We start from the raw sequence: 13,159 nt of genomic DNA, 5'->3' as shown, positions 1-13,159 counted from the left end.
GCCCGGGCTTGCCAAGGGCGGGCGGGCTGGACCGACGAGGGAGAGAACAATGGCAAAAGTCGCATTTCTGGGTCTGGGCGTGATGGGCTACCCCATGGCGGGCTATCTGGCCAAGGCCGGACATGACGTCACCGTCTACAACCGCACCGCCGCCAAGGCCGAAAAATGGGTCGCCGAACACGGCGGCTCCCATGCCGCGACCCCGCGCGAAGCGGCCGAGGGGGCCGCGTTTGTCATGGCCTGCGTGGGCAATGATGACGACCTGCGCGGTGTCTGCACCGGCGAAGACGGCGCTTTTGCGGGCATGGGGCAGGGGACCACCTTTGTGGATCACACCACCGTATCGGCGCAGGTGACGGCGGAGCTCTATGCCGACGCCAAGGCGCGCGGCCTCTCCTTTGTCGATGCTCCGGTGTCCGGCGGGCAGGCGGGGGCGGAAAACGGCCAGCTTGTGATCATGTGCGGCGGCGATGCGCCGGTCTATGACGCCGCAGAGCCGGTGATCATGTCCTATGCCAAAATGTGCCGCCGTCTGGGTGAGTCGGGTGCAGGCCAGTTGACCAAGATGGTCAACCAGATCTGCATCGCCGGTCTGGTGCAGGGCCTGTCAGAGGGTCTGCACTTTGCCGAAAAGGCGGGACTGGACGGCGCGGCGGTGGTCGATGTGATCGGCGGCGGTGCGGCCGGGTCGTGGCAGATGGTCAACCGCTACAAGACCATGATCGCCGATGAGTTCGAACACGGCTTTGCCGTCGACTGGATGCGCAAGGACCTGAACATCTGCCTGCGTACGGCGGATGAGGTCGGGGCCTCGCTGCCGGTAACGGCCCTTGTGGACCAGTTTTACAAGGACGTTCAGAAACTGGGCGGCGGGCGCTGGGACACCTCCGCGCTGATCAAGCGCCTGCGCGCCATGGGCTGACAGGCTCTTGCCGCGTCGCCGTGACCGGCGGCGCGGCGTTATTGGCCTTGTCTGGCGCGACGCCACGTCAGGCCCTAGGGATCGCCCTTTTTCGCGTCTTATACCTTTGCGTTTCGCTCCGGCCTGAGAAGGCCTATTGTCTTTGCCCATTTCCTCGCCTTATGTTAGCGGTCAGGCAGCGTGTGTATATTGACCCGCGCCGAAAAGTTTCGCTGACCGTGGACCCTGATAATCCGGACCCGGACAGACCGATCGGGCCGCAAGGCCAAAGACCTGCCCGGACCGCGACATGCGACGGGCGCAATGAATGGGCGCCGCTTCGGATCACTTGCCGAAGACGCGCGTCGGAGAAGAACCGCGATGAAGCGCGCGAATGACATCAGGCATGAGGCAGGGACCAGAGGCTCCCGCCATGCCGTCGCGCACCATCTCGCCCAGACAAGACACGCCGCAACCTCCGGGGCCCCACCTGGGCCTCAGAGGCGTGCGCCGTGCAAACGGATAATATGGCTAAGAAAATGCTCATCGACGCCACCCACGCGGAAGAGACCCGCGTTGTGGTGGTGGACGGCAACAAGGTCGAGGAATTCGATTTTGAATCTGAAAACAAGCGGCAGCTCGCCGGTAACATCTATCTAGCCAAGGTCACGCGGGTCGAACCCTCGTTGCAGGCGGCTTTTGTCGATTACGGCGGCAACCGTCACGGCTTTCTGGCGTTCTCGGAAATCCACCCCGACTACTACCAGATCCCCATCGCCGACCGTCAGGCGCTGATGGCAGAGGAAGAAGAGGCCGCCAAGGCCGCTGCCGAGGAAGAGGAAAAGCCCAAGAAGTCCCGCTCGCGCTCGCGCAAGCGGACGTCCAAGCCGTCCGAGACCAAGCCGTCTGAAAACACCGACAGTCCTGTCGTGGCCGAGGCCGCGGCAGAGCAAAAGCCGCGTGAAATCAGCGGTATGGAAACCATCGACCTCGACGAGGACCTAGAGACCGGCGCGCCGGGCGAGGGCCTGTCGCCGATGGAAACCGTGCACGAAACCCCCGTCGAAGAACCGCAGGACACCGCAGAGGCGAAACCCGCCGCCGCACCCGAGGCTCCGGTCGAAACCGCTGAGGCTCCCGCCGAGTCCCCCAAAGACGCCGCCCCCGAGGCAGCGCCCGCTCCCGTGGCCGAAGCAACCCCCGAGGCAGAGCTGACGCCGATGCCTGCGACAGAGGACGCCGCCCCGGTCGATACTGCACCGGTCGACACTGGCCCGGTCGATACCGCGGAGGCCCCGACCGCCGACGACGACACCCCGGACACCTCCGACACCCCGCCGCGTCCCATCGCCGAAGGCACCAAGGATGAGGCCGCCGTGGTCTCGCAAGAGCCGCAAGGCGCCGATGCCCCGGCGACCCCGGCCCCCGCCGCCGAAGCCCCCGCGCCGGTTCAGGCAGAGGCCGCGACCCCCGTCGCCACGCCCGACGACGCCGAAGCCGAGGTGGACGACACCGACCGCGACGACAGCGACGAAGACGAGGACGACGCGCAGGACGACGCCGCCGCCCGCGATGCCTCGATCGAATCCGTCGCCGACGACGACACCGAGGAAGACATCCGCCCGGTCCGCAAACCCCGCGCGCGTCGCTACAAGATCCAGGAAGTCATCAAGGTCCGCCAGATCATGCTGGTGCAGGTCGTCAAGGAAGAGCGCGGCAACAAGGGCGCGGCCCTGACCACCTACCTCAGCCTTGCCGGTCGCTACTGCGTCCTGATGCCCAACACCGCGCGCGGCGGTGGCATCAGCCGCAAGATCACCAATGCCGCCGACCGCTCCAAGCTCAAGGAAATCGCCACCAGCATCGACGTCCCCAAGGGCGCCGGTCTGATCATCCGCACGGCGGGTGCCAAGCGCACCAAGACAGAGATCAAGCGCGACTACGAATACCTCCAGCGCCTGTGGGAGCAGATCCGCGAACTGACGCTGAAATCCATCGCCCCGGCCAAGATCTACGAAGAGGGCGACCTGATCAAACGCTCGATCCGCGACCTCTACAGCCGCGAGATTGACGAGGTGCTGGTCGAGGGTGAGCGCGGCTACCGCGTGGCCAAGGACTTCATGAAGATGATCATGCCGTCCCACGCCAAGAACGTGCAGCACTACCACGACCAGATGCCGCTCTTCGCGCGCTTTCAGGTCGAATCCTACCTTGGCGGCATGTTCAACCCGACCGTACAGCTGAAATCCGGCGGTTACATCGTGATCGGCGTGACAGAGGCGCTGGTGGCCATCGACGTCAACTCTGGCCGCGCCACCAAAGAGGGTTCGATCGAGGAAACCGCCACCAAGACCAACCTTGAGGCCGCCGAAGAGGTGGCCCGCCAGTTGCGCCTGCGCGACCTTGCGGGCTTGATCGTCATCGACTTCATCGACATGGATGAGCGCAAGAACAACGCCGCCGTCGAAAAGCGCATCAAGGACAAGCTGAAAACCGACCGCGCGCGCATTCAGGTGGGCCGCATCTCGGGCTTTGGCCTTATGGAAATGTCGCGCCAGCGTCTGCGCCCCGGCATGATCGAGGCGACGACACAGCCATGCCCGGCCTGCCACGGCACAGGGTTGATCCGCTCGGACGACAACCTGTCGTTGCAGGTTCTCCGCCAGATCGAAGAAGAAGGCGTGCGCCGCCGTTCGCGTGAGGTGCTGGTGAAATGTCCGGTCAGCATCGCCAACTACCTGATGAACCAGAAACGCGAACACATCCTCCAGATTGAGACACGCTATGGCATGTCCGTCCGGATCGAGGGTGACCCGCATCTGGTGTCGCCCGACTTCACCCTTGAGAAGTTCAAGACCGCGACCCGCGTGGTGCCAGAGGCGACGGCGCCGGTGGTCTCCGTGGATACCTCGCTGATGGATCAGGTGGACGAGGACGCCGAGGACGAGATCGAAGACGCAGAGATCATCGAGACCACGGCCCCCGAGTCTGCACCTGCCGCCGCGCCAGAGCGTCAGGAAGAGGCCGGCGAAGACGACAAGCCGAAAAAGCGCCGTCGTCGGCGTCGGCGCAAGTCGAAGTCCAGAGACAACGGCGAGAATGGGGATAATGGCGACAACGGCGACAACGGTGACGCCAATGGGGCTGACGGGTCGGATGACGACACGCGCCAGCCGGAAACCGCAGAGGCCGCACCGGCCGGTGACACGGCGGAGGCGGCCGAAGGGGCCGATGCCCCGGAGACAGCAGAGGACACGCCCAAGCCCAAGCGGACCCGCTCACGGTCGCGCCGGTCGCGCAGCAAACCCGCGGACACCGTGACCGAAACCGCTGATGCGGCCCCGGCGGCAGAGCCGGTGGTGGCAGAGGCGGCCCCGGTTGCGGAGGCTCCTGTTGCCGACGCGCAGCCCGCCGAAGCGCCCGCAGCAGAAGTGGTGGCGGAGCCGACAGCAGAGCCGACCCCGGCCCCTGTTGAGGCCACTGCGCCCGACACCGACGAAAAGCCCAAGCGCGCCCGCACGCGGCGCAAGGCGTCGGACGTGATCGCCGCAGCGGTAGGCACGCCGATCGCCGAGACGCCGGTGCAACCGGCGGCACCCGCCGCCGAGGTCGCCGAAACGCCGGTTGCCGAAGCGGCACCGGCATCGGAACCTGCGCCCGAAGCGGCACCGGCACCGGAACCTGCGCCCGAAACGGCCCCGGCACCGGACGCACAGGCGGACCCGGCCCCCGTCGAGGTGGTCAGCGCCGAACCCGCGCCAACCCCGGAACCCACGCCCGAATCTGCACCGGAAACTGCGCCGGAACCCACACCGGAACCCGCCGCTGAGGCCCCGGAACCCGCTGAGGCCGACGACAAGCCCAAGCGCCGTGGCTGGTGGTCACTGGGCAGCTGACCCGAACCAAATGAACATGAAAAAGCCCCGCGGCGACGCGGGGCTTTTTTTGTGGCACGGGCGGGGGACCAGACCGGCACAAGGTCCGGGGGGGGGATGTGCGTGCAGGTGCCCGAACGACCGGACAAAAACCGATCAACCGGGCAATGTCACGATAATGGCCCCGCGATCCGTTGCCACAACTGTGTGCTCATACTGCACGACAGGGGCACTCGGCTCACTGAACAGGGTCCAGCCATCGCGTCCCTCGGTTGCCCACTCTCCTCCTGTCGAAAGGAAGGGTTCCACCGTCATGACCAATCCGTTCCCGATGCGACGTCTGTCGCCACGGGTCGGCCACGTCGCAATCTCCTCGGGGTATTCGTGCAGGGCGCGCCCAACACCGTGGCTCGCAAGGTTCCTGATCAGCGTGTATCCCCGTTGCGACGCAAAGCGCCCGATGGCTTTGCCAATACCGGCCACCGGGCGATCCCGCCGAACCTGTGCAATCCCGATTTGCATTGCGCGCCGTCCATCGCGGCAAAGCTTGCCAAGTGGCGGGGCAACCGGGGGGACACAAAACGTCGCGCCGGTATCCGCAAAGTACCCGTTTTTGGAGGCGGAGACATCAATGTTGACCAGATCACCGCGTTTGATCACCCGCTGTCCCGGAATGCCGTGCGCGATCTCTTCGTTCACGCTGATGCAGGTGGCACCGGGAAACCCATAGGTCGATTGCGGTGCTGAAACCGCCCCTTCCCGCTCCATGACGTCGCGCCCGATTGCGTCCAGATCGCCGGTTGTCATGTCTGGCTCCATCTTTTTTGCCATGACCTGCATCGTGTTGGCGACAATCCGGCCAATTTCCTTGAGCCCGTCCAACTCTTCCTGCTTGGTGATCGTCATTGCCCGTCCCTCTGGTGTCGGATCAGCGTAGCATCGACTGGCGGCCCTGTCCGCACAATCGGCAGTTTTGGCACCTCGCTACAAAGGGCAGGGCGCTGACGGCGCATTTGCCATCCCCGCCAGCGGCGTATTTCCTAACGAATGGTAAAATCGTCTCTGTAAGCCATTGAAAACGCGACGTCACCTAACTGTCCACACGTGGACACCCGCTTGGCTCACCCCTTGCGGATCGTCCAGATGATCGCCTTGCCCGCCTCTTCATGCCCCTCCAGACCATGCCCCGCCTCGGCGCAAAAATGCGGCACATCCACCACCGCAGCGGGATCGTCCGTGTGCAGGATCAACACCTCTCCAGTGGCCAGCGATTGCAGCCTTTTGCGGGCCTTCAGGACCGGAAGCGGGCACAGCAGCCCAAGCGCGTCGAGTTCATGTGTCATGGTGAGGATGTAGCCCCTTGTCCGCCCGAAGAAAAGCACGGGCCAGCCCACGGGGATGTGACACAGCAGCGAGGTGACGGCGCCCGCGCTTTGGCCTAAGACCCGGATATGTTCGGAATCGAAATCATAGACGCATCGCTCTTGCCCGCCATGATCGTGGCGCTGCTTGCCGGGGTCATCTCTTTCCTCAGCCCCTGCGTGCTGCCGGTGGTCCCCCCCTATCTGGCCTACATGAGCGGCGTCTCGGTGACCGATTTGGGCTCACGTGAGGGCAGCCGGAACAAGGCGCTGCTGCCAGCGACATTCTTTGTGCTGGGTCTCTCGACGGTCTTTCTCTTGATGGGCTTTGCGGCCTCCGCCGTGGGCATTGCCTTTCTCCAGTATCAGGACTGGCTGAACACCGCCGCCGGGATCGTGGTGATGATCTTCGGCGCGCATTTCGTCGGCGTCTATCGCATCGGCTTTCTGGACCGAGAGGCGCGGCTGGATGCGGGCGATCGGGGCGGATCGGCCTTTGGCGCCTATATCCTTGGTCTGGCCTTCGCCTTTGGCTGGACGCCCTGCATCGGCCCGCAACTGGGCGCAATCCTCAGCCTTGCCGCGTCCGAGGCGTCGGTTGCGCGCGGCACGCTGCTGCTGGCGGTCTACGCCGTGGGGCTGGGGGTGCCGTTCCTGCTTGTCGCCGCCTTCCTGCCTCGCCTGACCGGCGTCATGGGCTGGATGAAACGGCACATGGAACAGATCGAGCGCGCCATGGGTTTGCTGCTCTGGACCATCGGGCTGCTGATGCTGACGGGCGGTTTCTCGTCGCTGTCCTTCTGGCTGCTGGAAACCTTTCCGGCGCTCGCCACTCTGGGTTGAACCCTGGTCAGCGCAGCCCGCGCAGCGCCGCCGAGGGGGCAATGCGCGTCACGCGCCACGCGGGGTAGAACGCCGCCGCTGTGCCAACCAGACAGACCCAACCGGTCGCTTGACCCACAATGCCAAGTGTGATGTAGGGCTCCAGCAGCCCCGCAAAGACCTGCATCCACGACACCACATACATCGCGCCGATGCCCAGACCGATCCCTGCAACACTGCCGATGACGCACATCATCAACCCCTCTGACACCACCAGCGCGCGGATCATGCCCGGCGTCCAGCCTATCGCGGCCAGAATACCGAATTCCTGACTGCGCTCTGAGACGGACATCAACAGCGTATTGGCGACAAGGATCGACGAGGCAAGGATCATCACCAGCGACACCGCAGAGGCGATGGTGCCAAGGGTCTGCTCAAACCGCATGTTTCCTGCGAATTCTTCGCTGTCGTTCACGTCCAACAAGGGGGACACGGCGGCGAGTTTCGCCTTGATCTTTGACGCTTCGGCAGGCGTCACCGGGCGGGTCAGGCGCACCTGAAAGAGGGAGACGGTTCCGGGGCGACCCAGCAGGTCCTGCAGCACCGGCAATTGGGTGATCGCGATGTTCTGGTTGAACACGGAGTCCGATCGCGACAGCCCGGAAATCACAAAGCTTTCATATTGCAGGCTGACCTCGTCCCCCACGGTCTTGCCAAGGGCTCGTGCAATAGAGCGGCCAAGGACCAGTTGGCGCGGTCCGTCTGGCGGTTTGCCTGCGTAAAGATCAAGGGAAGACCACAGAAAGCTGCCCTTTGGCCAGCCGGTCACAAAGATATTCGCACTTTCGTCCAGTTCTGCGACGGTCAAGACCACGCCGGACACCTGCTCGACGCCGGGCACAGCGGATAGGGCCTCACCGAAATCTTGCCCGACAGAACTGCTGACAAGACTGTAGGTGTTGCGTTGGCTGACCACAAAATCCGCGCCGGTGTCACCGATCCCGGTTTCAAACGAATGCTGGATGCCGCGCGTCAGTCCGGTCAAGGCGATGAAAGCCCCCACCGCCACCGCGATCCCCAGCACCGTCAGGGCGGACCGCACGCGCTGCGCGGTCAGGTTGCGCCAGGGGAGTGTTGCCAAGTTCAAGAAAACACCCTTTGTGATCGCGACGGCGCAGCTGTTAAGTCGCTGACGATCTGACCATCGCGCATTTCGATCCGGCGGTCGCAGCGCGCGGCGATTTCCTTGTCATGGGTCACAATTACAACCGTGATGCCCTCACCGCGTTGCAATCCTTCCAGAAGGTCGATGATCTGCGCGCTGCTGGCGGAGTCGAGGCTGCCGGTTGGTTCATCCGCGATCACCAGTGCGGGCCTGTTGGCCAAGGCACGGGCAATGGCGACGCGCTGCCGTTCACCGCCCGAAAGCTCAAGCGGGAATTGCGTCGCGCGCTGCGAGAGGCCAAGAATGTCCAGCAGTTCAGAGACGCGGGTCTGGCGCTCTTGGTGCGACCGGGTCTGCCACAACATCGCCAGTTCGATATTCTCGGTGACGCTCAGCGACGGAATCAGGTGAAAGGTCTGAAAGACAAAACCGATGCGCGCCGCGCGCAACCGCGCCCACGCGCTGCGCCCCCGAATGCGATGACCGTCAAAAAAGACCTCGCCAAGGCTGGGTTCCTCAAGACCGCACATGATGTCCAGAAGGGTGGACTTACCGCAGCCGCTTGGCCCAGTGATCGAGACCAGCTCACCATTGCCGATTTTCAGTGTCACGTCGTTCAGGGCAACAATGCGGCCGCGATCATAGCTGCGGTGACAGTGGCGCAGTTCCGCAAGGGGGGGCGGGGCAATCCGGTCGGTCACTGTCGAGCGGCGACTTCGGCGCGAAGAGACGCCGTCAATCCGGCCAGCGATCCGCCCGCCGATTGCAGCCGAGCACTGAATTCGTCGCGCCGCGCGACGCTGAACGAGACGTTGTCGCTGCGCAGATCGTAGATGCAGTAGGCCGACCCGCAGGGCCGCATTTTCCAGTCGATGCTTTTTTCGGATCCGTCGGTCTTGGTGACTTTCGAAAAGACGACAACTTCCCCGCCGCTCAGATCCCGCGACCGGAGAACCGTGAACGTTTGTTCGTTGCCCAGTCTTTTGCTCAGCTCAAAGGCGATCACCTCTAGCAGGACGGCGTTGAAGTCTGCGCGGTCCTGTGGCGAGGCATTCGCATAGGCCTTGCCCAGAATTTTCGCGGACAGGGTCTGAAGGTCAATTGACGGCCCAAGGCGGTCAGCCAGCCGTTTTGGCGACTGCCCGGCCTGAATCGTGGTCTTGTAGATATTGACGACAGAGGTCACGGCATCCTCGGCGGATGCGGGTGCTGCGCAAAATGTGCTTGCGATGCTGATGGTTGCGACAATCGCAAAGGACCGCACCCGCGCACCTGTAAGTCTGCGCGACACGTCAATGGCAAGCGTTTGGGCGGGCATGGGTTTGTTACTCGACTGACGGTGGACCGGGTCGCGAAACATCTGGTTGAACCTAAACAAGAACGAAAATTCCCGTATATATATCAGAGGCTTCCGCCCCGTATTGGTCACATGCCATTTTGGATAATCCAAATCGTGCGAGGCTGCAATTTCTAAATCCATATTGCGTGTCGGGACGAGGTGGGCCAAACCTGTTCGGACGCTTCATTTGCTCACTCATCTCCTCAAAGAGTTGACTTTGTTTCCTGATCTGAACGCCCCAAGCACAAGTTACTACTGTGAGCGGACCTCCCCCGATTTCTGGGCGGAGCCGCTGAACGCCACGTCCAGCCTTTTGGTTGTTCTGGTGGCCGTCGTGGAGTTCATTCTGCTCTGGAGGCGCGGATTGCTCAGCCCGTCGGTGATTGTCCTGATGGTTCTTGCGGCCTCTATTGGGGTCGGGTCGTTTCTGTTGCACACCTACGCGACCGTCTGGGCGGAGATCGTGGATGTGGTGCCGATCTGGTCCTTTGTCGTTGTCTATGGGCTGTTGGCGCTGCGGCGCTTTGCGCCGGACAGCTTTAACCTGCCATTTGCCTCGCTGTTCAGCCTTTGTGTCATGGGCACCGGGATCGCGCTGGCCTCTGGTGATCTTTTGCGGGCGACACCGCTTGCCATCACTGCGGGGTTCAGCGGATCGGCGCAGTATTTCCCGGCCAGCCTGATGAGTGTCAGCGTGTTCTGGTTCATCTGGAAGGCGCGCCATCCGTCGCTGCTGAAGCTTGGACTGGGGGTCGGTCTGTTCGGGCTGGCTCTGGTGTTTCGCAGCGTGGACATGCGGCTGTGTGAGACAATTCCGACCGGCACGCATTTCATGTGGCACATCACGAACTGTGTGGTGTTCTGGTATCTGATCGAGGCGTATGCCTCTCACAAATTGCCGCCGGTCGGAAGCGCGTCGGCCCCCCGTGTGGCGATGCCGGGGGCCTGATCCCCTTGGGCGGGAACCGCAGGTCGCACGGCAACGGTTCGCCTTACTCTTGCCGAAAATCCGGCGTACCCTTCTCGCAACAAAGAGGTGCGAGACATGGGCACTGGGCAGGCCGACAATCCGCAGGACGTCTCACGGCGCAGGGTGTTTTACATTCCCGGCTATGATCCGATTCATCCCCGGCGCTACCGCGAGCTGTACCGCAAGGAAGGGGCCGCGCAGGCGCAGGTCTCTGGCTACCGGATCGCACTCAGCCCCAAGCGCACCGGCGGGCTTTATGGCTGGCACGTCAACAGCGAAGTGGACGGGCAGGCGGTCACGGCAGATGTCGAGGTTCTGGTCTGGTCCGACATCGTGCGCGACAGCATGTCGACCTCGATCCCCGCGACCTATGCGCAACTGGTCCGCACCGCATGGGAATACATAGCCACGGGCGCGCTGAGGCGGCTGATGTGGCTGCGCAAAGGGCCGGTGATTGCGGCGCTCTACCCGATCGGGATGCTGCTGTTGCAACTGGCCATTGCGATGTTGCTGGGTTGGGCGGCGTTTGCCGTCATTGGCTGGCTGGCCCGTGGCCTTGGGGCCGTGGCGACGATTGCGGGCCTTGTGGCCTGGGGCGGTATCGTCTGGGCTGTGCTGCGCTGGTTCAAGAAGAAGGACGGCAAGTTCTTTGCTTACTACCTGATGCACGACTATGCCTATTCGGCCCGCTACCGCGGCGCCAATCCGCCCGAACTGGAGGCACGCATGGCCGCGTTTGGCGAGATCATCGCCGAGGCGCTGACCGACGATGTGCAAGAGGTGCTGGTGGTTGGCCATTCCTCCGGCGCGCATCTGGCCGTCTCGATCCTTGCCGATCTGATCCGGGCGGGCCGCGTGCCGGCCAATGGCCCGAAACTGGCCTTTCTCAGTCTGGGGCAGGTGGTGCCGATGGTGTCTTTCCTGCGGGGCGCGCACCGCCTGCGCGCTGACCTGCGCTATCTCAGCGCGCGAGAGGAACTGACGTGGGTCGATGTAACGGCACCGGGTGACGGATGTGCCTTTGCGCTGTGTGATCCGGTCAGCGTTTCGGGTGTCGCGCCCGAGGGCAAACGCTGGCCCTTGGTGTTTTCGGCGCAATTCACCCGCTCGCTAAGCCCCGAACGCTGGAAGGAACTGCGGTGGAAGTTCTTTCGCCTGCATTTCCAGTATCTCTGCGCCTTCGACAGACCGTTGGACTATGATTATTTCCAGATCACTGCGGGGCCGGTGTCCCTGTCCGCGCGGTACTGTGACCGGCCCCCGTCGAACAGCCGCATAGATGTGCCTGTGTCGAAATTCACGAGCATTGCCGCATGATCCCTCCGAAACCGGCGGCACGCCCGGATCGAGTCTCGCTCTGGCGTTATGTCAAACTGTTCCGGCAGGACATCCTCTCGGCCCAGCCCGCGCGGCTGTACCGCGCCAAGATGGCCGAGTTCCGCACGCCGTTTTTCCGCTCCTACCTGCTCAACCAGCCCGATCTGGTAAAGACGGTGCTGAAAGAACGCCCGATGGATTTCCCCAAATCGGGGCGCATCGGCGAAGGTTTGCGCCCTTTGCTGGGCAATTCGGTCTTTCTGACCAATGGCGCGACATGGCAGCGGCAACGGCGGATCATCGACCCGGCCTTTGAGGGCGGTCGCCTGCGAGAGACCTATCCGGCAATGTGGGACGCGGCGCAGGCGGCGCTGGACCGTCTGACCGCCAAGGCCGGGCAGATGGTCGAGATCGAGGAGATCGCCAGTCATGCCGCCGCAGACGTGATCTTTCGCACGTTGTTTTCCATCCCGATAGAGGATGCGACCGCGCAGCAGGTGTTTCACGAATTCCGCGCCTACCAGCGCACGCAGCCGATCCTGAACCTTGCCGCCTTCATTCCGGTGCCGCGCTGGGTGCCGCGTTTCTTTCGGCGCGACACAAAGGCGGCGGCGCGGCGGATTCGCGCGCTGATCACCCGGCTGACCGAGGACCGTCTTGCCGCCATCGAAACCGGGACGGCACCGGACGATCTGGCCACCAAGATCATGACCACGCCCGATCCCGAAACGGGACAGCGGTTCACGACCCAAGAGATGGTCGATCAGGTGGCGATCTTTTTCCTTGCCGGACATGAAACCAGCGCCTCGGCCTTGGGCTGGGCGCTGTATCTGATGGCGACGCACCCGGACTGGCAGGACCGGGTGGCGCAAGAGGCGCAGGCTTTGCGGGGTTGCGATTTCTCGGATGTCTCCAAGCTGCGGGTCAGCCGGGATGTGTTCCGCGAAGCGCTGCGGCTGTATCCTCCGGTGCCGATGATGGTGCGTGAGACAACCTGCCCAGAGCGGTTTCGCGACCGCGATATCCCAAAGGGATCGCAGATGGTTCTCAGCCCATGGCACTTGCACCGGCATGAGGGCCTGTGGGAGAACCCGGATGGCTTTGACCCCGGTCGCTGGCAGACCGAGAACGGCAAGACCTGCGGGCGCGAGGCCTATATACCCTTTTCCGCCGGGCCGCGTGTCTGCACCGGCGCGGGGTTCGCCATGGTCGAGGGGGTTTTGCTGCTGTCGCTGATCCTGCGGGACCTGCGTGTGGCCCCGGTCGCGGGCAAGGCTCCGGTCCCCGAGGCACATCTGACGGTACGCTCGCGCGAGGGTATCTGGCTGCAAGTTGACCGACGGTGAAACGATTTTTCGTCGAAAAATCGCCTCCGCGTCACAGTTAGCGTTATCAGAACAGACGCCCAC

General features: G+C 63.6%; 11 protein-coding genes. 6 read left to right on the top strand and 5 right to left on the bottom strand.

What is annotated here, in order from left to right; all coding sequences use genetic code 11:
* The first annotated feature begins 49 nt into the window (after positions 1–49).
* A complete protein-coding gene (locus VOI21_RS07440; RefSeq protein WP_323769158.1) occupies positions 50–922 on the top strand; it encodes an NAD(P)-dependent oxidoreductase in 873 nt (290 codons plus the stop codon).
* Between the two features lie 506 nt (positions 923–1,428).
* Entirely contained in the window at positions 1,429–4,797 is a 3,369-nt protein-coding gene (locus tag VOI21_RS07435) for an Rne/Rng family ribonuclease (RefSeq protein ID WP_323769157.1), read from the top strand.
* A 135-nt stretch (positions 4,798–4,932) separates the two neighbouring features.
* Here VOI21_RS07435 and map read toward each other — a convergent pair whose 3' ends face one another.
* Positions 4,933–5,682, bottom strand: coding sequence for a type I methionyl aminopeptidase (gene map / locus VOI21_RS07430; protein ID WP_323769156.1), 750 nt, complete (start codon positions 5,680–5,682; stop codon positions 4,933–4,935).
* A 215-nt stretch (positions 5,683–5,897) separates the two neighbouring features.
* Positions 5,898–6,119 carry a sulfurtransferase TusA family protein gene (locus VOI21_RS07425; RefSeq protein WP_323769155.1) on the bottom strand — a complete coding sequence of 74 codons (222 nt, stop codon included), beginning with the start codon at positions 6,117–6,119 and terminating at the stop codon, positions 5,898–5,900.
* 108 nt (positions 6,120–6,227) lie between these two features.
* On the opposite strand from VOI21_RS07425, the gene VOI21_RS07420 reads away from it, so the two are divergent.
* Complete coding sequence (locus VOI21_RS07420) at positions 6,228–6,980, top strand: cytochrome c biogenesis CcdA family protein (protein WP_323769154.1); 753 nt, start codon at positions 6,228–6,230, stop codon at positions 6,978–6,980.
* A 7-nt stretch (positions 6,981–6,987) separates the two neighbouring features.
* On the opposite strand, the gene VOI21_RS07415 is transcribed toward VOI21_RS07420, so the two are convergent.
* The 3 genes from VOI21_RS07415 to VOI21_RS07405 are packed head-to-tail and all read right to left on the bottom strand — an operon-like array spanning position 6,988 to position 9,442.
* The gene (locus VOI21_RS07415; RefSeq protein ID WP_323769153.1) at positions 6,988–8,100 is read right to left on the bottom strand and encodes an ABC transporter permease; all 1,113 of its coding nucleotides are present in this window, start codon (positions 8,098–8,100) and stop codon (positions 6,988–6,990) included.
* Positions 8,101–8,102: 2 nt separating this feature from the next.
* Positions 8,103–8,825 (bottom strand): ABC transporter ATP-binding protein, encoded by a 723-nt coding sequence (locus VOI21_RS07410; protein ID WP_323769152.1) that lies wholly within the window; start codon positions 8,823–8,825, stop codon positions 8,103–8,105.
* Positions 8,822–9,442 (bottom strand): ABC transporter substrate-binding protein, encoded by a 621-nt coding sequence (locus VOI21_RS07405; RefSeq protein WP_323769151.1) that lies wholly within the window; start codon positions 9,440–9,442, stop codon positions 8,822–8,824. The genes VOI21_RS07410 and VOI21_RS07405 overlap by 4 nt, the downstream gene beginning before the upstream one ends.
* Before the next feature lie 238 nt (positions 9,443–9,680).
* Between VOI21_RS07405 and VOI21_RS07400 the strand changes: the two genes are divergently transcribed.
* The 3 genes from VOI21_RS07400 to VOI21_RS07390 all read left to right on the top strand — a co-directional run bounded on the left by VOI21_RS07400 (position 9,681) and on the right by VOI21_RS07390 (position 13,096).
* Positions 9,681–10,412: a hypothetical protein gene (locus VOI21_RS07400; protein ID WP_323769150.1), complete on the top strand. Its 732-nt coding sequence runs from the start codon at positions 9,681–9,683 to the stop codon at positions 10,410–10,412.
* A 96-nt stretch (positions 10,413–10,508) separates the two neighbouring features.
* Entirely contained in the window at positions 10,509–11,750 is a 1,242-nt protein-coding gene (locus VOI21_RS07395; RefSeq protein WP_323769149.1) for a hypothetical protein, read from the top strand.
* Positions 11,747–13,096, top strand: a complete 1,350-nt coding sequence (locus VOI21_RS07390; protein WP_323769148.1) for a cytochrome P450 — start codon at positions 11,747–11,749, stop codon at positions 13,094–13,096. Before VOI21_RS07395 ends, VOI21_RS07390 begins: the two co-directional genes overlap by 4 nt.
* Positions 13,097–13,159: the final 63 nt, after the last annotated feature.

Origin of the sequence: Antarctobacter sp. (assembly GCF_034670325.1) — a bacterium.
Classification (GTDB): Bacteria; Pseudomonadota; Alphaproteobacteria; order Rhodobacterales; family Rhodobacteraceae; genus Antarctobacter.
This window is presented reverse-complemented; position numbering and strand designations above follow the sequence as displayed.